The sequence below is a fragment of the Micromonospora sp. B006 genome (assembly GCF_003408515.1).
GTDB classification, from domain to species: Bacteria; Actinomycetota; Actinomycetes; order Mycobacteriales; family Micromonosporaceae; genus Micromonospora; species Micromonospora echinospora_A.
In genome coordinates this window covers 2,988,696-3,013,744 of sequence record NZ_CP030865.1, presented here as the reverse complement: position 1 = coordinate 3,013,744, position 25,049 = coordinate 2,988,696, and the positions used below count along the sequence as shown (strand labels likewise).

24 protein-coding genes are annotated in these 25,049 nt (G+C 72.0%); 7 read left to right on the top strand and 17 right to left on the bottom strand.

From position 1 onward, the window contains the following. Positions 1 to 258: 258 nt before the first annotated feature. The 7 genes from MicB006_RS14260 to MicB006_RS14230 all read left to right on the top strand — a co-directional run bounded on the left by MicB006_RS14260 (position 259) and on the right by MicB006_RS14230 (position 8,894). Positions 259 to 1,407 carry an ROK family transcriptional regulator gene (locus MicB006_RS14260; RefSeq protein WP_116506676.1) on the top strand — a complete coding sequence of 383 codons (1,149 nt, stop codon included), beginning with the start codon at positions 259 to 261 and terminating at the stop codon, positions 1,405 to 1,407. A gap of 249 nt (positions 1,408 to 1,656) precedes the next feature. Beyond that, complete coding sequence (locus MicB006_RS14255; RefSeq protein ID WP_116506674.1) at positions 1,657 to 2,709, top strand: extracellular solute-binding protein; 1,053 nt, start codon at positions 1,657 to 1,659, stop codon at positions 2,707 to 2,709. A gap of 60 nt (positions 2,710 to 2,769) precedes the next feature. Further along, positions 2,770 to 3,843: an ABC transporter ATP-binding protein gene (locus MicB006_RS14250; RefSeq protein ID WP_073827977.1), complete on the top strand. Its 1,074-nt coding sequence runs from the start codon at positions 2,770 to 2,772 to the stop codon at positions 3,841 to 3,843. Further along, complete coding sequence (locus MicB006_RS14245) at positions 3,840 to 5,588, top strand: iron ABC transporter permease (protein WP_073827978.1); 1,749 nt, start codon at positions 3,840 to 3,842, stop codon at positions 5,586 to 5,588. The genes MicB006_RS14250 and MicB006_RS14245 overlap by 4 nt, the downstream gene beginning before the upstream one ends. Continuing rightward, positions 5,576 to 6,397, top strand: a complete 822-nt coding sequence (locus MicB006_RS14240) for a creatininase family protein (protein WP_116506672.1) — start codon at positions 5,576 to 5,578, stop codon at positions 6,395 to 6,397. Before MicB006_RS14245 ends, MicB006_RS14240 begins: the two co-directional genes overlap by 13 nt. A 47-nt stretch (positions 6,398 to 6,444) precedes the next feature. After that, positions 6,445 to 7,899: an argininosuccinate lyase gene (locus MicB006_RS14235; RefSeq protein WP_116511429.1), complete on the top strand. Its 1,455-nt coding sequence runs from the start codon at positions 6,445 to 6,447 to the stop codon at positions 7,897 to 7,899. 95 nt (positions 7,900 to 7,994) lie between these two features. Continuing rightward, positions 7,995 to 8,894 carry an ROK family protein gene (locus MicB006_RS14230; protein WP_073827980.1) on the top strand — a complete coding sequence of 300 codons (900 nt, stop codon included), beginning with the start codon at positions 7,995 to 7,997 and terminating at the stop codon, positions 8,892 to 8,894. A 163-nt stretch (positions 8,895 to 9,057) separates the two neighbouring features. On the opposite strand, the gene MicB006_RS14225 is transcribed toward MicB006_RS14230, so the two are convergent. From MicB006_RS14225 to MicB006_RS14145, 17 genes are all read right to left on the bottom strand, one after another. Further along, positions 9,058 to 9,918 (bottom strand): CoA ester lyase, encoded by an 861-nt coding sequence (locus tag MicB006_RS14225; protein ID WP_116506670.1) that lies wholly within the window; start codon positions 9,916 to 9,918, stop codon positions 9,058 to 9,060. A gap of 11 nt (positions 9,919 to 9,929) precedes the next feature. After that, a complete protein-coding gene (locus MicB006_RS14220) occupies positions 9,930 to 11,393 on the bottom strand; it encodes a dihydroorotase family protein (RefSeq protein WP_116506668.1) in 1,464 nt (487 codons plus the stop codon). Between the two features lie 22 nt (positions 11,394 to 11,415). Next, positions 11,416 to 12,822: an MmgE/PrpD family protein gene (locus MicB006_RS14215; protein ID WP_116506666.1), complete on the bottom strand. Its 1,407-nt coding sequence runs from the start codon at positions 12,820 to 12,822 to the stop codon at positions 11,416 to 11,418. Next, complete coding sequence (locus MicB006_RS14210) at positions 12,815 to 13,654, bottom strand: cyclase family protein (protein WP_116506664.1); 840 nt, start codon at positions 13,652 to 13,654, stop codon at positions 12,815 to 12,817. Before MicB006_RS14210 ends, MicB006_RS14215 begins: the two co-directional genes overlap by 8 nt. A 31-nt stretch (positions 13,655 to 13,685) precedes the next feature. Then, positions 13,686 to 14,885, bottom strand: coding sequence for a CaiB/BaiF CoA-transferase family protein (locus MicB006_RS14205; protein WP_116506662.1), 1,200 nt, complete (start codon positions 14,883 to 14,885; stop codon positions 13,686 to 13,688). Then, positions 14,878 to 15,738, bottom strand: a complete 861-nt coding sequence (locus MicB006_RS14200; RefSeq protein ID WP_116506660.1) for an IclR family transcriptional regulator — start codon at positions 15,736 to 15,738, stop codon at positions 14,878 to 14,880. The genes MicB006_RS14205 and MicB006_RS14200 overlap by 8 nt, the downstream gene beginning before the upstream one ends. A gap of 42 nt (positions 15,739 to 15,780) precedes the next feature. Then, entirely contained in the window at positions 15,781 to 16,770 is a 990-nt protein-coding gene (locus MicB006_RS14195) for an EamA family transporter (protein WP_116506658.1), read from the bottom strand. Then, positions 16,757 to 17,221, bottom strand: a complete 465-nt coding sequence (locus MicB006_RS14190) for an Ohr family peroxiredoxin (protein WP_116506656.1) — start codon at positions 17,219 to 17,221, stop codon at positions 16,757 to 16,759. Before MicB006_RS14190 ends, MicB006_RS14195 begins: the two co-directional genes overlap by 14 nt. Next, entirely contained in the window at positions 17,218 to 18,045 is an 828-nt protein-coding gene (locus tag MicB006_RS14185) for an alpha/beta fold hydrolase (RefSeq protein WP_116506654.1), read from the bottom strand. Before MicB006_RS14185 ends, MicB006_RS14190 begins: the two co-directional genes overlap by 4 nt. Next, positions 18,042 to 19,406: a M20/M25/M40 family metallo-hydrolase gene (locus MicB006_RS14180; RefSeq protein WP_073827990.1), complete on the bottom strand. Its 1,365-nt coding sequence runs from the start codon at positions 19,404 to 19,406 to the stop codon at positions 18,042 to 18,044. Before MicB006_RS14180 ends, MicB006_RS14185 begins: the two co-directional genes overlap by 4 nt. 36 nt (positions 19,407 to 19,442) lie before the next feature. After that, entirely contained in the window at positions 19,443 to 20,189 is a 747-nt protein-coding gene (locus MicB006_RS14175; protein WP_116506653.1) for an SDR family NAD(P)-dependent oxidoreductase, read from the bottom strand. A 100-nt stretch (positions 20,190 to 20,289) separates the two neighbouring features. Then, positions 20,290 to 21,141: an ABC transporter permease gene (locus MicB006_RS14170; protein ID WP_073827992.1), complete on the bottom strand. Its 852-nt coding sequence runs from the start codon at positions 21,139 to 21,141 to the stop codon at positions 20,290 to 20,292. Positions 21,142 to 21,153: 12 nt separating this feature from the next. Next, entirely contained in the window at positions 21,154 to 21,984 is an 831-nt protein-coding gene (locus tag MicB006_RS14165) for an ABC transporter ATP-binding protein (protein ID WP_116506651.1), read from the bottom strand. A gap of 25 nt (positions 21,985 to 22,009) precedes the next feature. Beyond that, positions 22,010 to 23,119 carry an ABC transporter substrate-binding protein gene (locus MicB006_RS14160; protein ID WP_116506649.1) on the bottom strand — a complete coding sequence of 370 codons (1,110 nt, stop codon included), beginning with the start codon at positions 23,117 to 23,119 and terminating at the stop codon, positions 22,010 to 22,012. Positions 23,120 to 23,249: 130 nt separating this feature from the next. After that, complete coding sequence (locus MicB006_RS14155; protein ID WP_116506647.1) at positions 23,250 to 23,636, bottom strand: hypothetical protein; 387 nt, start codon at positions 23,634 to 23,636, stop codon at positions 23,250 to 23,252. Further along, on the bottom strand, positions 23,636 to 23,947 hold the full coding sequence (locus MicB006_RS14150; RefSeq protein WP_073827995.1) for a hypothetical protein: 312 nt from the start codon (positions 23,945 to 23,947) through the stop codon (positions 23,636 to 23,638). The genes MicB006_RS14155 and MicB006_RS14150 overlap by 1 nt, the downstream gene beginning before the upstream one ends. Further along, positions 23,947 to 25,023 carry a class I SAM-dependent methyltransferase gene (locus MicB006_RS14145; RefSeq protein WP_116506645.1) on the bottom strand — a complete coding sequence of 359 codons (1,077 nt, stop codon included), beginning with the start codon at positions 25,021 to 25,023 and terminating at the stop codon, positions 23,947 to 23,949. The genes MicB006_RS14150 and MicB006_RS14145 overlap by 1 nt, the downstream gene beginning before the upstream one ends. Positions 25,024 to 25,049 lie beyond the last annotated feature (26 nt).

The window sequence follows — 25,049 nt, the reverse complement described above, 5'->3', positions numbered from 1 at the left end:
ATAGGCCCGGACGACTTTCTTCCTTATTCGAAGAAACAATCTGCGCAGCTCAGCGACTCGGCTTCCCGTTCGGCGTCGGCCTGAGGGGACTCTTTGCCCGGCTTTGGGTACCCAATGTGGATGCGACGGCCCAGTTTTGTGCGCCATGTCGGGGTGGCCCGGCGCGCCCGGCTTGCGGCTTCCCAAAATTTCCCTGGTCGGAGCTTCGAGATCATCTCGTTACTTGACGCCGCACTTTTTTCTCACTAGGAAGAAAGCGTGTCTGACAAAGCCCCGACCAGCCCGGTCAGCCGTGAGCGGTCCCGTGAGATCAAGCGTCTCTCGGTGATTCTGGCCGCCCGGCAGGCCCGGCGGCTGTCCCGAGTGGACCTGGCCGAGATGACCGGCCTCTCGGCGGCCACGGTGACCGCGCTCGTGCGGGAGCTCGTCGCCGAGGGCTACCTCATCGAACGCGGACCCGGCGCGCCCACCACCGGCCGCCCCCGGGAGATGCTCGAGTTCAACCCCCGCGCCGAACTCGTCGCGGCGGTGTCGCTGGAGCCGCCCCGGATCAGCTGCGAGATCGCCGACAGCGAGGGCGCGGTCATCGCGCACCGCGTCGCGCGGCTCGGCGCGAACGTGGTGGAGACCGTCTGCGAGTTCGTCCTCGACCTGGTCGGCGACAACCTGCCCTCGCTGCGCGGCGTCGCGATCGCGGTGCCCGGCGTCTCCAGCAACGGCGCGGTACGCCTCGCGCCGTCGGTCGGACTGGTCGAGGCGTGGCCGATCGGCGAATCCGTGCAACGGCGGCTCGGCGTACCCGTGGTCGTCGACAACGACGTCAACCTCATGGCCGCCGGTGAGTGCGTCGCCGGCGCCGGCGCGGACGTGGCGAACCTGCTGCTGATCCACGTCGCCGACGGCATCGGCGCCGGCCTCGTGCTCGACGGCAAGGTCCGCCGCGGCGCCAGCGGAGCCGCGGGCGAGGTCGGCTTCCTGCCGCTGGGCGGCACGACCGAGCGCCGCTACAGCGGCGTCGGCGACTTCGAGGCCCGATGGTCGGTCAACGCCATCGCGGAGCGGGTCGTCGCGCTGAACCCGGGCCGCCGGCCCGAGTCACCGGTACGGGAGCTGAGCCGGCTCGCCGCGACGTCGGCGCCCGCCCGCGAGTACCTGGACGAGGTCCTCGGCGCCTGGGCCGGGCTCATCCTCTCCTGCGCCTGCGTTGTCGATCCGGGACTGGTGCTGCTCAGCGGCGCCGCCGCGGAACTCGACGACGCGGCCCTCGACCAGCTTCAGACCCTCGTCTCCGCCCGGACCCCGGCTCCCACCGAGGTACGCCGGGCCACCCTCGGCGACCAGGCAGTGCTGCACGGAGCGATCAGTTACGCGCTCTCGGCCGCGGTGCCCCGCTCCTCGCTTCCCTGACCACCACCCGACCCCGGCCCCCGACGACCCCGACGCCCTCCGACCCGACACCCCACTCCACAGTCACCGTCGCGGCGACCGCGTCCGTATCCCGGACGACCGGTCGCGGCGCGATGCGGCGCGCCCCGCCCCGGGCGCGACCCGCGGACCTTCGACCCCCTCCCCGGGGGAGCCGGCGCACACCGCCGGCGCCCCCGGCACACCGTCTTTCTCCGCTTCCGATAGTTCCCCCGCAAAATGGAGGTACCAATGAAACGTCGTTTGGCCCTGGCCGTCGCGTTCAGCGCGCTGCTGGCCGTGACCGCGTGCGGCAGCAGCGACGACGACAAGGACACCGGCTCCTCCGGCGCCGCGCCGGCCGAGAAGGTCGTCATCTACAGCGCCCGCGACAAGTCGGTCACCGACTACGTCGTGGAGCAGTTCACGGCCAAGAACCCCGAGTACAAGGGCAAGGTCGAGGTGCTCAACATGGGCGCCCAGGAGGTGCTCGAGCGGGTTCGCGCCGAGAAGGCCAACCCGCAGGCGTCGGTCTGGTGGGGCGGCACCCAGCAGGGTCTCGCCGCGGGCGCGTCCGAGGGGCTGCTGGAGTCCTGGCAGCCGTCGTTCGCCTCGAAGATCGACGCGCGGTACAAGGACGCCGAGGGCCGCTGGTTCGGCGAGATCCTGCTGCCCGAGGTCATCATGTACAACAACAAGGCGCTGACCCCGGAGACCGCGCCGAAGGACTGGGACGACCTGGTCGACCCGAAGTGGAAAGACAAGATCATCATCCGGGACGTGGCCGCCTCCGGCACCATGCGCTCGATCTACGCCTCGATGATCCAGCGCTACACCCCCGACGGGTCGAACCCGCAGCCCGGCTACGACTGGCTGCGCAAGCTCGACGCCAACACCGTCGAGTACGCCGCCAACCCCAGCGACCTCTACCTGAAGATGTCGCGTGAGCAGGGCGTGGTCAGCGCCTGGAACCTCCAGGACATCCTGCTGCAGGCCAACGAGAAGATGCCGTTCGGCTACGTCATGCCGGCCTCGGGCGCGCCGGTGCTCGTCGACGGCGTGGCCGCCGTCAAGGGCGGCAACACCGAGGGCGCGAAGAAGTTCCTCGAGTTCCTCTTCGACGACTCGCTGCGGGCCAGCCTGGCCAAGGACTACTTCCAGATCCCCGCGGTCGAGATCGCCGAGAAGCCCGAGTGGCTGACCAAGCTCGACCTCAAGCCGATGGACGTCAACTGGGACGTGATCGGCAAGAACGAGACCGCCTGGATCACCCACTGGAACGCCCAGATCAAGGGCAAGGGCTAAGACGCTCAGGACCGGGCCGTGCTCCGGCACGGCCCGGCTCCGTCCTGGAAGGACCACGAAATGATCGATGTCCGACTGACGGCGGTCAGTAAGCGCTTCGCCAAGTCGAGCGACTCCGCGGCGGTCGATGACGTCACCGTCACCATCGGAGCCGGCGAGTTCTTCACGCTGCTCGGGCCGAGCGGTTGTGGCAAGACGACGACGCTGCGCATGGTGGCCGGCTTCTACTTCCCGACCTCCGGTCACATCCACTTCGGCGACGACGACGTCACCCACTGGACGCCGAACAAGCGGGACACCGGCATGGTGTTCCAGAACTACGCGCTGTTCCCGCACATGACCGTGGCGCAGAACGTCGCGTACGGGCTCAAGGTCCGCCGGGTCTCCCGCGCCGACCAGGCCCGGCGGATCGAGGAGGCGCTCGCCCAGGTGCACCTCTCCGGGTACGGCGACCGGCGCATCGACGCGCTCTCCGGCGGCCAGCAGCAGCGGGTCGCGCTGGCGCGGGCCCTGGTCATCCGCCCGCGCACCATGCTGCTCGACGAGCCGCTGTCCAACCTCGACGCGAAGCTGCGCGAGGAGACCCGTGCCGAGATCCGGCGCATCCAGCGCGAGAGCGGCACCACCTCGATCTACGTCACGCACGACCAGGCCGAGGCGATGGCGATGTCGGACCGGATCGCGGTCATGGAATCCGGCCGGGTCCAGCAGGTCGGCACCCCGCACGAGATCTACTACAAGCCGGCGAACGCGTTCGTGGCCCGGTTCATCGGGCGCAGCAACGTGCTGAGCCTGCCGGTGACCGGCGCGACGGACTCAAGCGTCGCGGTACGCCTGCCCGGCGGCGCCACCATCGACGTCGGCGCCCCCGCCGGGCACGGGCTCGGCGCGGGCGACACCGCGCTCGTCTCCGCGCGTCCCGAGCACGTCGCGCTCGGCGGTGACGACGACACGGCGGCCATGCGCGGCCGGATCAGCCACGTCGAGTTCACCGGCATGGCCACCAACATCAGCGTCGACGTCGACGGCAACGAGGTGATGGCGGCCCTGATCGACGCGCCGGCCGGCCTCCAGCTCGGCGACGTCGTGGGTCTGCGGCTCGTACCGGAGCGCCTCTGGGTGGTCAAGCCGTGACCGCTGCGACCCGAACCGCCCCCGGCTGGGCGGTGGCCCTCGGCCGGCGCCTGGCCGGCGGGACCAACGCCCGGTGGTTCCCGTACGTGCTGGTGCTGCCGCTGGTCCTGGTGCTCTGGGGCTTCGTCGTTCAGCCGATGTTCGCCACCTTCCGCGAGAGCGTGAGCGCCAACGGCACGGACAACTACCTCCAGTTCCTCTCCTCCTCCGGGGTGGCCCGCGAGTCGCTGTTCACCTCGCTGTTCATCTCGGCCGCGAGCGTGCTGCTCTGCGGCATCGTCGGCGTGACGATGGCGTTCCTGCTCAAGCGGTTCCACTTCCGCGGTCGGCGGCTCATCGAGGCGATCATCCTGGTGCCGGCGGCCCTGCCGCCGCTGATCGGCGCGGTCTCCTTCCAGTTGCTCTACAGCAACATCGGCATCGTGCCGCGCGGCCTGCAGGCGCTGCTCGGCACCGAGAAGCCGGTCCTTGCCTTCGACGGCATCGCCGGGGTGCTCGTGGTGCACACGTTCACCATGTACCCGTTCTTCTTCCTGGCCGCGTCCGCGGCGCTGGCCGGGATGGACCCGTCGGTCGAGGAGGCGGCGTACAACCTCGGCGCGGGCCGGTTCCGCGTGTGGCGCACGGTCCTGCTGCCGATGCTCACCCCCGCGCTGATCTCGGCGTCGCTGCTGGTCTTCATGACGTCGCTGGCGTCCTACACCGCGCCGCTGCTGTTCAACGTCAGCCAGACCATGACGATGCAGATCTACATCAACCGCACCAACGGCGACCTGCCGATGGCCTCGGCGTACGCCTCGGTGCTCGGCATCGTCTCGATCATCTTCCTGCTGGCGATGCGCTGGTACGAGGGACGGCGCAACTACCAGTCGCAGTCCAAGGGCATCTCGGCGGTCCGGCGGGAGATCACCAACCCGATCGGCCGCTGGCTCGCGCCGCTCGCCTCGGTGCTCGCCACGCTGGTCCTGCTCGCCCCGGTCGCCGCGATCGCGCTCGTCGCCTTCTCCGCGGACCGGTCCTGGACCACGGAGGTGCTGCCGCCGACGTACACGTTCGAGAACTTCGTCACCATCTTCACCGACCCCAAGGCGTTCGAGCCGATCCTCAACTCGGTGCAGATGAGCCTGCTCGCGGTCGTCGGCTGCGTGGTGATCGGCGTGCTCGTCGCGTACGCGGTGCGGCGGCTGAAGTTCGTCGGGCGCGGCCTGCTCGACGTGGCCGTGATGATCGCCTGGGCGCTGCCCGGCACGGTCGTGGCGATCAACCTGATCTCGGCGTTCAGCACCGGCAACGCGTTCAGCTTCGGGCAGGTGCTGGTCGGCACGTTCTGGATCCTGCCGCTGGCCTACTTCGTGCGGTTCCTGCCGATCGTGTTCCGGTCCAGCTCCGCCACGCTGGCGCTGATCGACCCGTCGCTGGAGGACGCCGCCCGCAACCTCGGCGCCTCCTGGCTGCGCGCGTTCTACACGATCACCGTGCGGCTGATGCTGCCGGGCGTGCTCGCCGGCGCGCTGCTGGCGTTCGTGCACGGCGTCGGCGAGTTCGTCGCCTCGGTGCTCATCTACACCTCGTCGACGGTGCCGATCTCGGTCGCCATCAACAACCGGATGTACAGCTTCGAGCTGGGCACCGCGGCCGCCTACGGCATGCTCCAGGTGCTGCTCATCTTCGTGGTGATGTGGTTCTCCGGGCGGCTGGAGACCAGCCGGACCGCGACCCGGAGGGCCGAGCAGTGGACGAACTGATCGAGCGGTGGCGGACCGGGGGAGGGCTGCTCCCGGTCACCCGGGTACCGGGGCACGCGTTCGCCGCCGTGACCGGAGCTGCCGACCTGGCGGTGCTGCCGGTCGGCGCGGTCGAGTGGCACGGTCCGCACCTGCCGATCGGTACCGACCTGATCCTGGCCGAGGGCTTCGCCGGGGAACTGGCCACCGGATCCGCCCGGGCGGTGCTGTTCCCGGCCACGCCGTACGCCGCCTGCCCGGGCCAGACCCGGCAGTGGCCGGGCACCGTGGCGCTGCGGCCGGAGATCGCCGTCGGCTACCTCGCCGACGTGCTCGCCGGCATCGTCGAGGCGGGCTTCCCCCGGGTGCTCGTGGTCAACGGGCACGACGCCAACATGTCCACCGTCCGCGCCGCGATGGAGTGGGTGTCCGGCCGGCAGCGGGCCAGCATGATGCTGGTGAACTGGTTCCAGCTCGTCGGCCCGGACGAGACGGCCGAGATGTTCGGTGAGCTGCCGGCCCGGGGACACGGCGGCGCGTACGAGAGCTCAGCGGTGCTGGGCTTCGACCCGGACGCGGTGCGCCTGGACGCCGCGCCGGACCTGCCGCCGAAGCCGAAACTGCCCACCCCGTACCCGTACGTGCTCGTGGAGTCGCGGCCCGACCCGTGGCAGGGCTGGTCGGGGCATGTCTCGCTGGCCGGCGAGGAGGCCGGCGAGCGGATCCGCGTCACCGCGGGCGCCCGGCTGCGCGAACTGGTCGAGGCGTGGCTGGCCGCGCCGCTGCCCGGACCGCCCGGCGCCGACCGGCCGGGCCAGACGACCGGATGACCACGCGCGGTACGCCGCACGACAACGCACCACCTCGGGAGGCCACCATGACCCCGTCACTGACCGTCTATCAACAGCACCACCTCCGCGTGGTGTTCGAGCACCACGTCGCAAACCTCTATCCGGCGATGGTCACGGCCAGCAAGGCCCACGTCGTCATGCTCGCCGAGCAGGGACTGATCTCCGACGAGGCCGCCGCGACGATGCTGCGCGGCCTGGTCGCCCTCGCCGGTGACCGGCCCGGGGAACTGGAGTACGACGGCAGCGTCGAGGACGTGTACTACACGCTGGAGAAGCGCCTCGCCGCCGCGGCCGGCGTCGAGGTGTCGCAGCTCAGCGTGCAGCTCGCGCGCAGCCGCAACGACCTCGACGCGGGCGTCTTCCGGATGGTGCTGCGCGAGCAGCTGCTCCAGGTGCTCGACGCGCTGCTGGCCACCGGCCGGACCGTGCTGGACCGCGCGGACCGGCACGCCGACGTGGTGGTCACCGGCTACACGCACCGCCGCCCGGCCCAGCCGACGAGCATCGGGCACGTCTTCGCCGGCTACGCCGAGGCGCTGGCGGGCGAGGCGGCCGCGTACGCCGACCTGCTGGACGAGATGAACCGGTCGCCGCTGGGCTCCTGCGCCTTCGCCGGCACCGACCTGGACATCTCGCCCCGCCGGCTCGCGGACCTGCTCGGCTTCGACCAGCTGATCGTCAACTCGTACGAGGCCGTGGCCGGCGCGGACCACCTGGTCCGGGTCGCCACGCTCAACGCGCAGTCGCTCGCCACTGGCGCCCGGCTGGCCCGCACGCTGATGGACTGGCTGAGCTGGGGCTGGGTGGTCACGCCCGGCGAGTTCACCCAGGGCAGCAGCATCATGCCGCAGAAGCGCAACCCGGTGGTGCTGGAGCACCTCGTCTCGATGGCCGGCGCCGCGGCGGCCGACGCGGCGAGCGTGCTGAACAACGTCGGCGCCGCCTGGTGGGAGGACTCCAACAACGCCACCACTGACGTGCAGGCCCGGCTCTGGGACGGCGACGACCGGGCGTACCGGTTCTTCTCGCTGCTCGGCGGCCTGATCGCGAAGCTGGACCCGCTGCGCCCGCCGTCGGGCGAGGAGATCGTCGCCTCGGGCGCCACCACCACCGCCGCGGCCGACGCGCTGGCCCGCCACGGCGTGCCGTTCCGGGGCGCCCACTCGCTGCTCGGCCGCCTGGTACGCGGCGGCGCGCCCGCCACCTGGACCGGGGAGCTGGTCCGGTCCACCGCCACCGAGCTCGGTCTGACGCTCGACGACGCCGCGGTGCGGGATCTGCTGGCCGCCGCGGTCCGCCCCGAACTCGTGCTGCGCCGCGCCCAGGCCGACGGCCCCGGCGAGGCGGCCGTCCGGGACCAGGTCGGGCGACTGTCTACAATGCTCGACGCGGTGCAGGAGCGGGCGCAGGGGTTGCGCGAGCGGCTGACCCGTGCCGACACGGCTCTCGCCGAGGCGGTCGCCGCGAGGGTAGGCCCGTGACGGGGCGACAGACGCAGCTGGCCGTGGTCGCGGACGTCGTGTCGCGGCGACCACGTGATCTGGACCGACGGCCCGAAGGGCGATCTGACATCACCATGGAACGACCGGCAAATCCGCGCCTGCTCGGCATCGACTTCGGCGGCACCAAGATGGCCATCGGCGTGGGCGACGTCGACGGCCGGCTGCTCGTCTCCGAGCGCCTGCCCACCAATGCCGAGCAGGGCGCGCAGCAGGCCCTCACCCGGGCGCTGGACCGGGCCCGCGAACTCGCCGAGCAGACCGGCGGCACGATCGTCGCGGCCGGCATCGCCTCGCCCGGCGTGGTCCACGACGACGGCATCGAACTGGCGCCGAACGTGCCCGGCTGGGAGCAGCTGCGCCTGGCCGACGCGGTCCGCGCCCACCTGAGCCTGGCGCACGTGCGGGTCACCAACGACCTGAAGGCCGCCGCCTACGCCGAGCTGCGGCTCGGGGCGCTGCGCGACGCCGATCCGGGACTCGTCGTCGGGCTCGGGACCGGGGTGGCGGCGGCGGTCACCGTCAACGGCGAGGTGCTGCCGGGCCGCCACGGCGCCTCCGGCGAGATCGCGTACGGGCTGACCGACAACAGCTGGCCGCCCCGGTTGGAACCGATGCTGGAGGCGACGTTCTCCGGCCGGGCCCTGGACGAGCTGGCGCAGCGGCTGGGCGTGGACGGCCGCGCGGCCGGCCTGTGCGCGGCCGCGGAGCAGCCCGGCCCGGTCCGTGACCAGCTCCGCCTGCGCGTCGACGAGCTGGCCCGCCAACTGGTGACGTGCTGCCTGCTGCTCGATCCGCAGCGGATCGTGCTGGTCGGCAGCGTCGCGGGCAACGACCTGGTGCGGGCGCTGCTGACCGAACGGCTCACCCGGACGCTGCCGTACCCGCCGGAGATCGTGCTGTCGGACTTCGCGCAGGACGCCGCGCTGCTCGGCTCGCTCGCCATGGCCACCGAGGTCCAGCCCGCCGTGGTCTGAACGGGCCGGGCGCGCAGAACGGACCGGGCGGGGTGCGGTGGGGCGCCCCGCCCGGTCCGTTCTCGACGCCGGGGCAGAACCTGCGGCGCACCTGCGCCGGACGCGCGCCGGGCCGGGGACCGGCGGCGTCGCACCCGCAGACGGTCCCCGGCCCGGACGTGGTTCAGCCGGCGGACGCCTCGGCGCGGCGCACCACCTCGGCGGCGGCGCGCACCACCGCCCGGTCCAGCAGCCGCCCGTCGGCGTCGGTGGCCACCCCGGAGCCGCCGCGTTCGGCCCGCTCCAGCGCCTCCAGCACGGCCCGCGCCGAGGCCACCTCGGCCTCGGTGGGGGTGAACACCTCGTTGATCGTCGCGATCTGCCCGGGGTGGATGGCGCTGCGGGCCCGGAAGCCCTGCCGCAGCAGCGCCCGGGTGGTCCGCTCCAGCCGTTCCGGGTCGCGCAGCGTCGTCTCGACCGGCCCCACCGGCGGGGCGATCCCGGCCGCGGCCGACGCGACGACGATCTGGGAGCGGATCGGCGCGAACTCCGCCCGGTCCGGCCCCGGCTGCAACCCCAGCTCACCGGCGAGGTCCGCCTCGCCGAGGCCGAGCCGCAGCACCCGCGGCGCGGCGGCCACCTGCGGCGCGGTGAGCACGCCCCGGGCCGTCTCGATCAGCGCCACGACCCGGAACGCCGGGGCGTCCGGGCCGAGCCGCCGCTGCACCCGGGTCAGCGCGGCGTCGACCTCCGCGAGCAGCTCCGGCTCGGCCTTCGGCACCCAGACCCCGGCCGCCGCGTTCGAGAGCACCTCGACGTCCGCCTCGACCTGGTCGCTGTTGATCCGCACCCACAGCTCGGGTCCGGACGGGGCGGCGGCGCCCAGGAACCCGGCGACCGTCTCCCGGGCCTGCGCCTTGCGGGCCGGCGTGACCGCGTCCTCCAGGTCGAGCACGAGCGCGTCCGCGCCCCGCCCGGCCGCCTTGTCCAGCAGGTCCGCCCGGTCGCCCGGCACGTACAGGTAGCTGCGCGCCACCGCCGCCATCAGTCGTCCCCCTACCGCTGCGGGCGGGCGAGGTAGCGGCCGGCCGGCTCGCCGGCGACCTTGCCGTCGACGAGCACGTGCTGCCCGCGGACGAAGGTGTCGGTGACCCGGGCGGTCAGCTCGAAGCCCTCGAACGGCGTGTACTCCTGCGTCGACTCGGAGTCCTCCGCGCGCACCGTCCAGGTCGAGTTCGGGTCGACCAGGCAGATGTCGGCGTCGTAGCCCTGCGCCAGCGCGCCCTTGTTGCGCAGGCCGAAGCGCTGCGCCGGGTTCCACGAGGTCAGCTCCGCCACCCGCTGGTACGACAGGCCGCGCCGGTTGCCCTCGGTGACCAGGCCGGGCAGCAGGTACTCGGCGCCGCCGAAACCGGACTTGGCGACGAAGATGTCGTCGCGCGGCTCACCGAACTTGACCTCGTCCTTGCAGCAGGCGTGGTCGCTGACCACCCAGTCGATCTTGCCGTCCAGGAGGTACCCCCAGAGCGCCTCGACGTCGGCGCGCGGGCGCAGCGGCGGGTTGACCTTGCCGCCCAGGCCGTGCGCGGTGTCGATGTCGGCAACCAGGTGACCGATGGTCACCTCGCGGCGGAAGTCGATGTGCGGGAACGCCCGCGCCATCCGCAGCGCCGCGTCGACCGCCTTCTCCGAGGTCAGGTGCAGCAGGTTGATCTTCGGCAGCCCGGTCTCGTGCGCCAGGTACGACGCGATCGACACGGCCAGTCCCTCGGAGTGCGGCGGCCGCGACGCGTGGTACGCCTCCAGCCCGCGCAGCGTGCCGTCCTGCTCGACCTGCTTGGTGTACGCGCTCATGATCTCGGCGGTCTCGCAGTGCAGCGACAGCGAGATCTCGTCGGCCAGCTCGGGGAAACGCTCCCGGGCCGCCTGGACGCCCCGCATCACGAACTCGAAGTGGGCGTAGTCGTACCGCTCGCCCTCCGGGATCATCAGGAACGAGTTCTGGTCGGCGGACCGGCCGTGCAGGCCGTGGCTGCCGTAGAACATGAAGATCTTGAACGAGGTGACCCCGTGCTCCTCCACCAGCGACGGCACCTCGTCGATGTGCTCGCGCGACATCGGCGCCAGGTGGAAGCCGTAGTCGATGTAGGAGCGGCCCTCGGTCGCGGCCAGGACCTCGGGGAAGAAGTCCGCGTACCGGCCGCCGCGGTTGAGGTAGTACTGCCCGGTGCGCATGTAGTTCAGCGCCGTGGTGACGCCGCCCTGCACCGAGGCGCGGCTCTCCGAGACGGCGTCCTCGCTCAGCGGGTTGTAGATGCCCCAGTGCTGGTGGGCGTCGACCACGCCGGGGAAGGCGAGCCGGCCGCCGCCGTCGACGACCTGGGCGGCCCCGGCGGCGTCGATGCGCGGAGCGATCCGGCTGATCCGACCGTCGGTGACGCCGATGTCCATCAGCTCGGGTTCGGGCCGGTCGTGCCGGACGACGCGGACGTTTGTCAACAGCAGGTCGTAGGTGCTCATGGTGTTGCTCCTCGTGCTCGGTTCAGCGGCGGTTGATCAGGCCCATCAGGCCGTGGACGTCGGGGGCCTGGTCGAGCCGGTGGACCTCGTCGGCGATGCGGGCGGCGGTGGCCTCGGGCAGGGCAGCGGCGTTGGTGCGGAACTTGACCGCCAGCTCGGCGTCGCTCAGCGGACGCTGCGGGCCGCCCCGGTTGGCCAGGACCTCCTGCACCCACTCACGTCCGTCCCGGGTGACGATGCGCAGGACCGCCGGGAACTGGTGCGGGAAGATCTTGTCGCACCGCTCGTCGGCCACCACGTCGATCAGCGCCATCAGCGCCCGCCGCTGCGGGTCGTGCGCCAGGGCGTCGGTGAAGTCGGCCAGCTCCACGCCGAGACCGCCGCCGCCGACCAGGCCGGCGGCGACCGCGTACGGGCCGCTGAACTGCGCCTCGTAGCCGGTCTGCGGAGCGCGCTTGCGTTCGATAGGCTGGCCGATGGTGCGCACCGTCGGCGTGGGCACGCCGAGCGTGATCGACTCGATCTCGTCCAGCGGCAGCCCGCGTTCGCGCAGCGCGATCGCCGCGTCGATGGCGGCGTGGGTGAAGTGGTTCGCCGGGTACGGCTTGAAGAAGATGCCGGGAACCGCCCACTCGGAGCCGAGCCCGCGGACGATCTCGGCGCCGTCGAACTCGCCGCGCAGGAACGCCTGGAAGAAGCCGAAGCGCCCCTCCAGCACGGTCGGCGGTCCGGTCACGCCGTGCCGGGCCAGCTGTGCGGCGCTGACCGCCGCGTGCGCGGCCCAGCCGCAGTGGATCCGCTTGACGGTGCCGCCGTTGCGGTTGGACTCGATCAGCCCGGCCGCCATCGAGGCGGACACCCCGAGCGCGTCGAGCGTGCCGCCCGCGTCCAGCTTCAGCAGCCGGGCCGCGGCCACCGCCCCGCCCAGCGTGCCGCAGATCGAGGTGGCGTGCTGGCCGTGCTCGAAGAAGACCGAGTTGCCGGCCGCCGGGTCGTAGCCGGCCATGCCGAGGCGTACGCACGCCTCCAGGCCCACCGCGATGGCGGCCACCGTCTCCTGCCCGGAGGCGCCGGACATCTCGGCGGCGGCGAGCGCGGCCGGCACCACTGTGGCGCTGGGGTGCAGCACCGACGGCAGGTGCGTGTCGTCGTAGTCGAGCGAGTGCGCCAGCACGCCGTTGGCGAACGCGGCCAGCGCGGCCGGGACCTTCTCGTCCACGCCGACGGCGGTGGCCTGGCCACGGCCGCCCTGCTCGGCGACGTACGCCAGCGCGGCCTGGCTGGTCGGCAGCGGCTGCGCCGCCACGCAGAGCCCGAGCACGTCCAGCACGCGGGCCCGGACGCTGGCGACCACCTCGTCGGGCAGCGTCGCGGCGGAGGTGTCGGCGGCGAAGGCGGCCAGGTGCTGGCCCAGGGTCGGCTCAGCCATGGCTGACCACCGCCAGCGGACGCACCGGGGAGCCGGTGGCGCCGTACAGCGGCAGCGGGGCCAGGACGAAGGTGAACTCGTGCACCCCGTCGCGGGCCAGCTCCTCCAGCGCCATCGTCTCGATCAGGTAGATGCCGTGCTCCACCAGCAGGATCCGGTGCGCCGGCAGCGTGCTGTGGCCCTTGCCCGGCGGCAGGCACTCGAAGGCGATGGTGTCCGCGCCGGCGGCGTGCACGCCCCGCTGCGCCAGCCAGGTGGCGCCGTCCGCGCCGATCCCCGGTACGCCGGAGTCCTTGCCGATGTACTGGTTGCGGTCCTCGTGATCGAACAGCCGGCCCCAGCCGCTGCGGATGAGCACCACGTCGCCCGCGCCCACCGGCGTGCCCTGCCGGGACACTGTGGCGTCCAGGTCGGCCGGGGTGATCTCGTAGCCGGCCTCGCAGCTGTCCAGGCCCAGGGCGGCGGGCACGTCCAGCAGCACGCCGCGGCGGACCATCGGCGCGACGGTGTGCACGCCCAGCTCGTCGAACCGGCCGCCGACCTGCGCCGCGGCGGCGTCGGCGCCGCCGTGCAGCCGGCCGTCCTGGGACACGTGCGCGAGGGCGTCGACGTGCGTGCCGACGTGCGTGCCCATGACCAGCAGGTCGTTGGCGGCGGAGCCGCCGTCGGCACGCACCATGTCACCGTGCCGGCGCGGCAGGGTGAGCCCGAACGCCGGGTGGTTCGGTGACTGCGGCATGCCGACGGTCAGCCGCCGGCCCAGGTCGTAGATCGTGACGCCGGCCTGCACGGCGTCGAGCAGGCGGTCGGCGGTTCTGGCAGTGGTGCCCACGGGGTTCCTCGCGTTTCGGCTGTCGGCGTCGTCAGGCGACGACGCCACGGGCTTTCAGGTCGGCGATCTCGGCCGGATCGCAGCCGAGCTCCTCGACGAGCAGGGCGTCGGTGTCGGCGCCGGGGGAGCGGCCGGTGAAGCGGATCCGGCCCGGCGTCTCCGACATCCGCCACATGACGTTGTGCATCCGCATCGTGCCCAGATCCGGGTCGTCGACCTTCGTGATCATCTTGGTGGCCTGCACGTGCGGGTCCTCGACGATGTCCTTGGCGCTGTAGACCGGGGCCACAGCGGCGCCGGCCTCGGCGAAGGCCGCGGCCACCTCGTCGCGGGTCCGCTCACCGATCCACGACCCGACGTACTCGTCGAGCAGGTCCGCGTGCGCCACCCGGCCGACGCCGGTGCGGAACCACGGCTCGTCGATCACCTCCGGGTGGCCCACCAGCCGCATGACCCGCTCGGCGATCGCCTGGGCACTGGTGGAGATGGCTACCCACGAGTCGTCCTTGGTCCGGTACGTGTTGCGGGGCGCGTTGTTCGTCGACCGGTTGCCCTGCCGCTGCTCCACCACGCCGAGCTGGTCGTAGACGGTGGGACCCGGGCCGACCGCGGTCATGATCGGCTCCAGCAGGCTCATGTCGATGACCTGGCCCCGGCCGCCGGAGCGCTCCCGGTGCCACAGCGCCATCATCACCGCGGACGAGGTGGCGATGCCGCAGATGCTGTCGGCCAGCCCGAACGCGGGCAGCGTGGGCGGGCCGTCCGCCGTGCCGGTCAGGTGGGCGAAGCCGCTCATCGCCTCGGCCAGCGTGCCGAACCCGGCGCGGGAGGCGTACGGGCCGGTCTGCCCGAAACCGGTGATCCGGGCGATCACCAGGCCGGGGTTGACCCGGTGCAGCTCGTCCGGGCCGATGCCCCAGCGCTCCAGCGTGCCCGGGCGGAAGTTCTCCACCAGCACGTCGGCCCGCTCGGCCAGCCGCAGCAGCAGCGCCGCGCCGTCCGGCGCGGACAGGTTCAGCCCGATCAGCCGCTTGTTGCGGGAGATCTCCTTCCACCACAGGGGATGGCCGTCCTTTGTCTTGCCGTGGCCACGCATGCTGTCACCCATGGTCGGGTGCTCGATCTTCACCACGTCGGCGCCGTAGTCGCCGAGGATCTGACAGCACAGCGGTCCGGCGAGAATCGTCGAGACGTCCAGCACGCGCAGGCCCGTCAGCGGTCCGTCACTCACCTGTTCCACCTCCCCAGTTCTGTTCCTGACCCGTTCGGCCGGCGGCACGCTGCGCCGGCGGCCGGAAACCCAGTTCGGCGGATATCTCCGCCGCCGCCGCGGCGACGAGCGCCCCGTGCGCGGCGCACACCTCCGGGGTGAACCGGTTCTGCGGCCCGCACAGCGAGATCGAGCCGAACACCTGCCCGGTCGCGTAGCGCACCGGCGCGGCCACGCTGCCCGCGCCGTTCTGCCGCTCGCCCATGCTCACCGCGTACCCCAGGCGGCGGACCCGGCCCAGCTCGGACCGCAGCTTCGCGGTGGAGGTGATGGTGGCCGACGTGACCGCGTCCAGCGGGTGATGGTCGAGGTAGTCCTCGACCTCCGCGTCCGGCAGCGCCGCGAGGATCGCCTTCGACGACGACCCGGAGTGCAGGGCGTGGCTGGTGCCCAGGGACACCGACATGCGTACCTCGTGCGGCGAGAGCACCTGGTCGATGTAGACGCGGGTCCAGCCCTGCCGCACCGACAGCGTCGCGGTCTCGCCGGTGTCGCGCACCAGCCGGACCAGGTACCGGCGTGCGATGTCCGGCACGTCCAGCGCGCGCAGCGCGGCAAGTCCCACCGCCAGCGCGCCGCTGCCCAGCCGGTACCGCTTGGTCTCCTCGTTGAAGGTGAGGAAGCTGTCGGCCACCAGTTCCTTGAGGATCCGGTGCGCGACCGCCTTCGGCAGTCCCAGCTCCCGCGCGATCGTCGACACACCGAGGGTCTCCGGGGCCCGTTCGGCGATGATGTTGACGATGTCGAGGGCGCGTCCGAGGCCGGAGCGGGTGCGTCCGGCGGCGGCGCTCTCGACAACCGCTGTGGTGATCATCTTATCTCCTCCACTGTCGACGTTGGGCGGGACGGCCGGGCGTCAGGCGGGCGCGACGGGCGTCTTCCCGGGTGGCAGGCCGTCCGCCTGCCGGGGTCGCTCCCGCGCGATGACCAGCGCCACCGAGGCGAGCACCACGGCGCCGGCGAGCACCTGGCGTCCGGACAACGATTCATCCAGCACCATCATGCCGAGCAGGACCGCCACCACCGGGTTGACGTACGCGTAGGTGGACGCGAGCTGGATCGGCGCGTTGCGCAGCAGCCAGGTGTAGACGCTGAAGCCGACCACCGTGGACACGAGCATCAGGTAGGTCCACGCCAGCCAGGACCGGCCCGTCACCTCGGACAGGCGGAACCCTCCCAGCTCACCGCTGGCCACGCTGGCCACCGCCACCGCGAGGCCGCCCACGAGCATCTGCCAGCCGGTGCCGACCAGGTGGTCCGCCGGCATGCGCAGCCGCTGCGACAACGTCGAGCCCAGCGCCCACACCATCGTGGAGAGCACCACCAGCAGCATCCCGCCGAGGTGCCACCCCTGCGTCGGCACCGCGAACAGCAGCGCCAGTCCGACCACGCCGCCGAGCACGCCCACGACCGCCAGCGAGGACGGCCGCGGACCGACCACCAGCCGCAGCACCAGCACCCACAGCGGCATCCCCGCCACCAGCAGCGACGTCAGACCCGTCGGCACGTACTGCTGGCCCAGCGCGAGCAGCGCGCTGCCCGCGCCGACCATCAGCAGCCCGCTGGCCCCCACCCCGGTCCACTGCCGCCGGGGCAGCAGCAGCCCCGCCGGTCCCCGCCACAGCGCCGCCACCGCGAACAGCAGCAGCGCCGCGGCCAGGAACCGGGCCGAGGTGGCCACCAGCGGCGGAATGCTGTCCAGGGCCATCCGGTTGCCCAGGTAGGTCGAGCCCCAGATCAGGTAGACCGCGCCGAGCCCGGCGGCCAGGGCCATCGGGCCGGCGGGCCGCGGCGGATCCGCCGGGTGGCGGACCGCCGCGGGCCGGGTCAGGTCAGCGGTGTCCATCGACCCGGATCGCCACCGCGGTGTTGCCCCGCAGGGCGTTCGAGTACGGACACATCCGGTCGGCCAGCTCCACCGCGCGCTCCAGGTCGGCCTGCGGGCACTGCGGCGCGGACACGTCCAGCACCACGGCGATCGCGTACCGGCCGTCGTCGGTCTGCCCGAGGGAGACCGAGGCGGTGACAGTCGTCGGACCGGGCCGCACGCCGGCCTGGCGGGCGGCGACGGCGAGCGCGCTGTGGAAGCAGGCCGCGTAGCCGGCGGCGAACAGCTCCTCCGGATCGGTGCCGGGCGCGTCCGGGCCCCGCTGGGCGGGACGGGTCAGGTCGACCCGCAGCGACCCGGTCAGCGACCGGGCGCTGCCGCCCCGGCCGCCGGACACCTCCACGGTCGCGGTGTAGACGGTGTTCGCCGGTACGACCTTCGCCTCGGACGCCGGGGTGCCGACGCTCATGCCGGCACCTCCCGTCCCAGGTCGGCGTGCACCTGCGCGGCGACCGCGTCGGCGAACGCCTCCGGCTGCTCGTCGGCCACGAAGTCGGTGCCGCCGGGAACGGTGACCAGTTCGGCGCTGGGCAGCGCGGCCCGCACCTGCGGCGTCATCCGGTCCAGCAGGTCGTCGCCGCCGTGCAGCAGCACGATGGGCAGCGCGTCCAGGGCGGCCGTGTCGACGTGGTGGTCGAACACCGCCCGGTACGCGGTGGCGTAGTCCGGACCGGTCAGCAGGTACTCGGTGACCTGGCGGTTCGCCTCCTCCGGGGTCAGCGCCGGGTACAGGCCGTACACCCGGTCCCAGATCACCTTCAGGTGCCCGCCGTCGCGGTCCGGCACGTAGCCGGGCGCGTACGACCGCTTCTTCTCCGCCCGCTCCTGCTCGTCGTAGAGCGGGATGCCCTGCAGGATCAGCCGGTGCACCCGCTCCGGCGCCGACATCAGCGCCTGCGCGCCGACGATCGCGCCGGTGTGCTGCCCGAGCAGGTGCACCTTGGAAAGGCCGAGGGCGTCGGCGAACTGCCACACCCCGGCCGCGTACTCCGGGATGGACCACGGGCGCGGCGGCGCGTCGGACATCCCGAAGCCCGGCGTGTCCGGGGCGATCACCCGCAGGCCGCGGCGGGCCAGCGGCTCGATCACCGCGTCGTAGGTGGCCGAGGAGAGCGGGGACTGGTGCAGGATCAGCAGCACCGGGGCGTCGGCGTCGCCGCCGTACCGGTAGTGCACCTGACCCCACGGCACGTCGACGTAGGCGCGGCGGGCCACGCCGCGGGCCCGGGTCACTCGGCCACCGCCAGCGCCGCCATGACCTCGATGACGTGCTTGATGCCGGCCTTGTAGTCGTCCAGCCGGATGTTCTCGTTCGGGCCGTCCACGCCGGAGTCGGCCCGGGAGACGCCGACGCCGACGATGGGCCGATCGGCGATCACGCCCTGGTTGCCGATCCACTGCGTGTACGGCTCGATCACCGGCTCGGTCCCGTACACCCGGCGGGCCGCGTCCGCGACGAGCGCGACGAACGGGTCCCGGTGGTCGGTGAGGTTGGGCCGGCTGGTCGCCATCACCTCGATGCGCAGGTCACCGAAGCCGGTCGCCGCCAGGTGGTCGCGTACGCAGCCGAGGACGCGCTCCGGGTCCTGGCCCGGCACCAGCCGGATCTCCAGCTTCGCCGAGGCGGTCGACGGGATGCCCAGCGTCACGTCGTCACGCATGTCGCCACCGGCGATACCGGCCACGGTCAGCGTCGGTACGGTCCGGATGGCCACGGCCGCGGCCTGGTCGTCCAGGTCGCCGGTGAACCGCTCGACCTGGGCCCGCTCGCGCAGGAAGTCCCCGGCGAACTCCACCTTCTCCAGCAGCGCCCGCTCCTCGTCCGTCGGCGGCCGGGCATCGTCGGCGAAGCCGGGGATCGTCACGGTGCCGTCGGGCCGCTGCAGCTGCGCCAGGGCGGCGGCCAGGCGCGCCGTGGCGGCCGGCAGCAGCGCGGTGTTCTGGCTGGTCAGGTCGCGCGGCAGGGTCTGCGCGGTGAGCCGCAGGTAGAGCACGCCCTTCTCGGCGAGCTTGAGCAGCAGCCGGTCCTCGCCGTCGAGCCAGGAGTTCTCCCACAGCGCCGCGTCGCTGGCGAGGCGGTCGGCGTGCGCCTGCACGAACGAGCCCAGGCCCGGGCTGTGCAGCCACTTCTTGCCCTCGAAGATGATCCGGTTGGTCACCGGCGGGGTGAGCCCCGCCAGCTTCCAGGCCGCCGCCGCGTGGATGCGGGACATGATGACGCCCTTGTCGTCGGCCACGCCCCGGGCGTAGAGCCGGCCGTCGTGGATCTCCGCCGCGTACGGCGGGCTGATCCATTCGGCGTCGTCACCGGCCGGCTCGACCTCCACGTCGTAGTGCGTGAAGTGCAGCAGCGCCTTGTCGCCCTCGCCGGCCACCTCGGCCAGCACGTACGGGTACGACTGCTCCCACGGGATGATCTCGGCCTCGCCGCCCCAGCGGCGGACCGACCCGGCGATGAACTCGGCGGTGGCCTCCATCTGCTCCGGCTCCTGGCGGCGGCTGCGGATGCGGCACAGCTGCTGGAGCTCCTCGACGAACTCGTCGAAGTGCGCGTCGACGGCCGCAAGAGCGGCCGCGGTATCCGGTTTGGGCATGGTGGTCCTCACAGAAGGGGTCGGAGAGGGGGAAAGTCAGTGGATGGTGACGCCGCCGTCGACGAAGATCGTCTGCCCGGTGGTCATGGCGGCGGCGTCGCTCAGCAGATAGGCGACCGCGTTGGCGACGTCCTGCGACTGCGCCATCCGGCCCAGCGGGATGCTCGCCATCTTGTCCGCGAGGTACGCCTCGTCGCCGCGGACGTCGGAGGTCATGTCGGTGGGCACGATGGTCGGTCCGACGGCGTTGACCCGGATCCGGTCGGGCGCCCACTCCAGGGCCAGCACGCGCGCCATGTGCATCACGCCGGCCTTGCTCACGCAGTAGCCGAGCGTGTTCAGCACCGCGATGTGCCCGTTCGTGGAGCCGAGGTTCACCACCGCGCCGCCTGTCTGCCGCAGCGCCGGGTACGCGGCCTGGCACATCCGGAACGTGCCGGTGAGGTTGACGTCCAGGACGTCGGTGAAGTCCTGCTCGGACATTGTGGCCGCGGGCCCGCGCCGGACGATCCCGGCGTTGTTGACCAGCAGGTCCAGGCGGCCGTGCCGGTCCAGGACCTCGTCGACCAGAGCGGCGCAGGAGCCGGCCGACCGGATGTCCACCCGGTGCCGGGTGTGCGGGCCGCCGGACAGTTCGGCCTCGGCCCAGTCGTCGAGCAGGTCGGCCTGGGCCACGGTGGCTCCGCGCTGGGCGAGCGTCGCGGCGATGCGGGCGCCGATGCCGCGGGCTGCCCCGGTCACCACTGCCACCCGGCCGTCGAACCGGTTCGGGTCGGTGTTCATGTCTCGTGTCCTGCCTTTCCGGTCCGGCCACCGGCCGGGCGGGCGTTTCGCACGCCCGACCGGTGCCCCCAACACGTGACGGTGGTCCCGTCAACTTCCGTCACGCGCCGATCACCTTCGTGTCCTCGGCCCAGAAGGCCAGCCGCTTCTGCAGCAGCCGGATCACGAAGTGCGCCACCAGACCCATCACCGACAGCACCACGAGCACGGCGAACATGCCGGCGATGTCGAAGTTGTAGTTCGTCTGCAGCAGCAGGTAGCCCAGACCCTCCTTGGCGCCGATGAACTCGCCGACCACCGCGCCGAGGATGGCGAAGACGATGCCGATGTCCAGGCCGGCGAAGATGAACGGCAGCGCGCTGGGCAGCCGCACCATCCGGAAGATCTGCGCCTTGCTCGCGCCGAACACCGTCAGCATCTGGATCTTGTCGGCGTCGGCCGCGCGCAGACCCTCGATGACGTTCACCAGCATCGGGAAGAACGAGATCACCGCGGCCATGACCACCTTGCTGGTCAGGCCGAAACCGAACCAGACCACGAACAGCGGCGCCAGGGCGACCTTCGGCACGGTCTGGAAGGCCACGATGTACGGCATCAGGGTGGCTTCGACGATCTTGATCTGGGAGATGAACGTGCCGAGCACCAGGGCGGCGCCGACGCCGATCACGAACCCGAGCAGCGCCTCCTGCGTGGTCACCCAGAAGTGACCCCAGAACTGGTCGTCGCCGAGCTGCTGCCACAGCGACTCGACCACGCTCGACGGCAGCGGCAGGACGTACTCGTCCACGCCGAGGAGCTGGACGCCGTACTCCCAGGCCAGCACGACCACGACGAAGACCGTCGGGACCAGCCAGAGCTGGGGCTTCTCCCGCAGGTCGAACTTGCGCCGGGCGGGCCGGGCGGACGGTGCCGGTGGCTGGGCCGGCTTGCGGACCAGGTTGCTTGTTGCCATGGCTGTCCCTCGTCAGTCGATTACGCCGGCGGCGTTGAAGTGTCGGCGGATCCGTTCCACGTAGACCCCGGCCCGGTCGGACGACATGATGCCGAGGTCACGCGGCCGCTCCAGGTCGATGTCCAGGACCTCCGCGATGCGGCCCGGACGGGGGCTGAGCACGACCACCCGGTCGGAGAGGAAGACCGCCTCCGGGATGGAGTGCGTGACCAGCACGATCGTCTGGTTGCTCTCCTGCCAGATGCGCAGCAGCTCCACGTTCATGTACTCGCGGGTCATCGCGTCGAGCGCGCCGAACGGCTCGTCCATCAGCAGCACCGCCGGGTCGTGCACGAGCGCGCGGCAGATGCCGGCCCGCTGCTGCATGCCGCCGCTGAGCTCGTGCGGGTACTTCTGCTCGAAGCCGTTGAGACCGACCATCTCGAGCAGTTGCTGCGCGCGTTCCCGGTGCCGGCGGGGATCCAGTCGCTGGATCTCCGCCGGCACCATCACGTTGTCGAAGATGGTGCGCCAGGGCAGCAGCGTCGGTGCCTGGAACACCATCCCGACCTCGGGAAGGGGCTTCGTCACGTCCCGCCCGGCGATCCGTACCGCGCCGCCGGTCTTCGGGCTGAGCCCGGCGAGGATCTTCAGCAAAGTGGTCTTGCCGCACCCGGACGGTCCCACGACCGAGATGAACTCGCCGCGACGTACCGTCAGGTTGATGTCGCTCAACGCCTGCGTCGGTGCCGACTTCCGGGGCCGGTACTCCTTGTCCAGCCCGTCGATCTCGATCCAGGAGTCTTCCGACACCGATGCCGGAGCCTGCGTCTGCGCCCGGCGGGCCGTCGCCTTGATGGCCATCGAAATCCCTTCCGCTGTCCGCTGCCTAGGCGGTGTAGTTCGCGGCCTTGCTGAGCACCGCGGCCTTGTCGAAGTTGTTCGCGCCGGAGAGCAGGCTCGGGTCCCAGAGCTTCTTCATGTCGACGTCACCGGAGATCTGGCCGGCCTCCTTGGTGTACGCCTGGGTCTTCGCCCACTCGTCGTCGCTGATCGCGCCCCAGTCACCGAACTGCTCCGGCTCGCCGCTGGCCGGGGTGGCCGTCTTCAGCCAGGCGGCGAGGCTCTCGGTGTCCGCCTTGAGCCGCTCGTCGGCGGACTTGCCGGCGAGGATCTGCGGGAAGACCTTGTAGCCGATCTTCATGGCGGCCTCGGGGTTCTTGGCCGAGAAGAGCATCGCCTTGTACGCCGCGCGCAGGAACCGCTCGTACGAGTCCTTCTTGGCGTCGAAGTCACGGGCGCCGACGCTGAAGGTGAGCGACCGGATGCCGGTGAACACGTCCGGGTTGGTCAGGTACTTCAGCTGGGTGCCGGCGTTCTCGATGACCGCGTACGCCTGGGTGTAGAGCGCCAGCATGTCGACCTTGCCGTCGTTGAGGGCGGCGGCGGCCTGGGCGCCGACGCCCACCGGCAGCAGCTCGACGTCCTTGGCCGGGTCCAGCCCGGCCGCCTTGACGTAGGCGCGGGCGTACGGGGCCGAGCCGGAGGCCAGGCTGATCACGCCGATCTTCTTGCCGCGCAGGTCCGCGCCGCCGGTGATCGGGGAGTCGGGCTTGACCGCCATCACCCACGGCCAGTTCTGCACCAGGCCGCCGACGGCCTTGACCGGCACGCTCTTCTCCGCCGCGCCGAGCACCGAGCCGGCGTCGGCCGGGGTGATGTCGCCGCTGCCGGAGGCGACCGCCTGGAGGGCGGCGACCGAGCCGTCGGTGTTGATCGTGTCGACGGTCAGCTTCTCCTCGGCGAAGTAGCCGAGTTCCTTGGCGACCGCGTAGACGGCCACCTCCTCCTTCGGGCCGATGACGGCCGAGGCGATGGCCAGGGTCAGCTTCGCCTCCTTGCCCTCGCCGCCGGCGTCGTCGTCGGAGCCGCCGCCGCAGGCGGAGAGAACCAGCGTGGCGGCCAGAGCCGCCGGGAGCAGTGCCCACTTCCGTTTCATATGCACACACCTCGTCGTGAGTCGGGGGAGACCACCTCCGCCGCCGTGGCGGCGGAGGTGGGGAATCAGGCGTCGCGAAGCGACGTGTCCGTTGCGCATCACGCGTCGCGCGGCGACGCGACCGTTGCCGTCAGGCGTCGCGAAGCGACGCGACCAGTGCCAGGTCGTTGTAGACGTGCTGCTCGACGATCTGTGCGCCGTCGAGCACGAACACGTCCGCGTAGCGGATGTCCTCGAACGGCGTGCCGTCGAGCCACTCCCCGTACAGCCGCCCGAGCGAGGTCACAGTGACCCGCCCGTCGTCGTCACCCACCAGGTAGCGGTCCCGGTGCTTGCGCACCCACCGGTAGGTCCCGGTCGACGCGGCCGCCATCTCCCGCAGCGAGGAGTACTCCCGGCCGCCCGGGAAGACCAGCCGGGCCTGCGGCGCGAGGAACGCGCCGGCCTCGTCGAGCCGGCGGTCCTCACACAGCTGCAGGTAGCTGTCGATCAGCCCGGGCGCGTCCGGTGCGCTCATCAGCCGGTCTTCTCGCTCAGCGCCGCCTCCCACTGGTCCCGCAGCGGGTGCTCCGCGGGGCCGTGCTCGGTGAGAATGCGCATCAGGCGGGCCAGCAGCGCGTCCCGTTCCCGGTCGAGGACCCGCTGCTCCTCCTCGGTGGAGACGAACCCGTCGACGGCGCCCTCGGTCAGCACGCCGGAACGGGTCAGCAGCGTCTCGACCACACGTACCCGTTGCCGGGTCACGTGCAGCTCGGTGGAGAGCTGCAGCACCAGGTCGAGCAGCTTGCCGACCTTGGGGTCTCCGAAGTAGTCGAACTCGGTGCTCATCACGCCTCCGGCTTGGTAGCGGCCAGTACGGCCCAGGGGAAGTGCCACTCGGGACGGTCGCCCCAGCCCTGCGGCTGGACGCCGTTGCGGCGCTCGTCGAACGGGGTCCACGAGACGTCGGTCAGGCCCGCCTCGGCGCAGACCTCGATCAGGTCGGAGCCGAACAGGTCGTGGAAGAACGGCTCGTTGTTGCGCTCGGCGTGCTCGTAGACGGTGGCGTCGCGCAGCGGGTCGCCGGTGAGCATGAACTCCAGGAAGCGCAGCGAGCCGCCCGGCTTGAGCAGGCGGGCCGCCTCCACGATCGTTTCCCGGATCGCGGCGGCCGGCATCTCGTGCAGCACCATCGTGCCGGTGACCACGTCGCAGCTGCCCGACTCGATGCCGGTGGCCCGGCCGTCGGCCTGCCGGTAGTCGATCGCCAGTCCGGTCGCCTCGGCCTCGGCGTGGGCCAGCCGCAGACCCGGCGCGGCCAGGTCCACGCCGATCACCTGCGCGGTCGGGTACTTGGCGGGCAGCGGCCGGGTGCTCTTGCCGAAGCCGCATCCGATGTCGACGATCCGGGTCGCCGCGGGCAGCTCGGGCAGGGCGGTCTTGGCGAACAGCGTGTGGAACTTGTAGCCGTCGTTGTCGCGCAGCATGACGATGCGCGCTCCGAACTCGTACACGTAGGCCGACATGTCGTCGGAGAAGAAGCTGCCGGGCTGGATGTGGATGTCGTAGTCGGTGTACCAGTCGGGCAGTTCCAGGTCGGGGTTCAGCTCCAGCGAGCCCTTCGGCTGCTCGGGCACCGACGTCAGCTGGTCGGTCAGCTCCTCGCGACGGCTGAGCACCGCGTCGCCGGCGACCTTCCACAGCATCTTCTGCTGTACCCGCTCCAGGTGGCTGAACCACGGGTAGAGCGGAAGCCCGCGCAGCACCTGGCTCGCGTCGGTGATCGTGGTGGCCGCCGCGCCGGTGGCGCCGTACTCCTCGCGCAGCGCCGGGTAGACGGTGTCCGCCCAGCGCTTGCGCAGGCCGAGGACGAAGTCCACGGCGGAACGCTCATCCAGGGTGAGGCGCTCCTCGATGTCCAGCATGCTTGTCTCCTCTTCAGGTGGGGGAG

Excerpts from the sequence above, each read along its gene's own strand:
- MicB006_RS14255 (WP_116506674.1), top strand. The coding sequence starts at position 1,657 with ATGAAACGTCGTTTGGCCCTGGCCGTCGCGTTCAGCGCGCTGCTGGCC.
- MicB006_RS14250 (WP_073827977.1), top strand. The coding sequence starts at position 2,770 with ATGATCGATGTCCGACTGACGGCGGTCAGTAAGCGCTTCGCCAAGTCG.
- MicB006_RS14235 (WP_116511429.1), top strand. The coding sequence starts at position 6,445 with ATGACCCCGTCACTGACCGTCTATCAACAGCACCACCTCCGCGTGGTG.
- MicB006_RS14230 (WP_073827980.1), top strand. The coding sequence starts at position 7,995 with ATGGAACGACCGGCAAATCCGCGCCTGCTCGGCATCGACTTCGGCGGC.
- MicB006_RS14225 (WP_116506670.1), bottom strand. The coding sequence starts at position 9,918 with ATGGCGGCGGTGGCGCGCAGCTACCTGTACGTGCCGGGCGACCGGGCG.
- MicB006_RS14220 (WP_116506668.1), bottom strand. The coding sequence starts at position 11,393 with ATGAGCACCTACGACCTGCTGTTGACAAACGTCCGCGTCGTCCGGCAC.
- MicB006_RS14215 (WP_116506666.1), bottom strand. The coding sequence starts at position 12,822 with ATGGCTGAGCCGACCCTGGGCCAGCACCTGGCCGCCTTCGCCGCCGAC.
- MicB006_RS14200 (WP_116506660.1), bottom strand. The coding sequence starts at position 15,738 with ATGATCACCACAGCGGTTGTCGAGAGCGCCGCCGCCGGACGCACCCGC.
- MicB006_RS14195 (WP_116506658.1), bottom strand. The coding sequence starts at position 16,770 with ATGGACACCGCTGACCTGACCCGGCCCGCGGCGGTCCGCCACCCGGCG.
- MicB006_RS14190 (WP_116506656.1), bottom strand. The coding sequence starts at position 17,221 with ATGAGCGTCGGCACCCCGGCGTCCGAGGCGAAGGTCGTACCGGCGAAC.
- MicB006_RS14180 (WP_073827990.1), bottom strand. The coding sequence starts at position 19,406 with ATGCCCAAACCGGATACCGCGGCCGCTCTTGCGGCCGTCGACGCGCAC.
- MicB006_RS14175 (WP_116506653.1), bottom strand. The coding sequence starts at position 20,189 with ATGAACACCGACCCGAACCGGTTCGACGGCCGGGTGGCAGTGGTGACC.
- MicB006_RS14170 (WP_073827992.1), bottom strand. The coding sequence starts at position 21,141 with ATGGCAACAAGCAACCTGGTCCGCAAGCCGGCCCAGCCACCGGCACCG.
- MicB006_RS14165 (WP_116506651.1), bottom strand. The coding sequence starts at position 21,984 with ATGGCCATCAAGGCGACGGCCCGCCGGGCGCAGACGCAGGCTCCGGCA.
- MicB006_RS14160 (WP_116506649.1), bottom strand. The coding sequence starts at position 23,119 with ATGAAACGGAAGTGGGCACTGCTCCCGGCGGCTCTGGCCGCCACGCTG.
- MicB006_RS14155 (WP_116506647.1), bottom strand. The coding sequence starts at position 23,636 with ATGAGCGCACCGGACGCGCCCGGGCTGATCGACAGCTACCTGCAGCTG.
- MicB006_RS14150 (WP_073827995.1), bottom strand. The coding sequence starts at position 23,947 with ATGAGCACCGAGTTCGACTACTTCGGAGACCCCAAGGTCGGCAAGCTG.
- MicB006_RS14145 (WP_116506645.1), bottom strand. The coding sequence starts at position 25,023 with ATGCTGGACATCGAGGAGCGCCTCACCCTGGATGAGCGTTCCGCCGTG.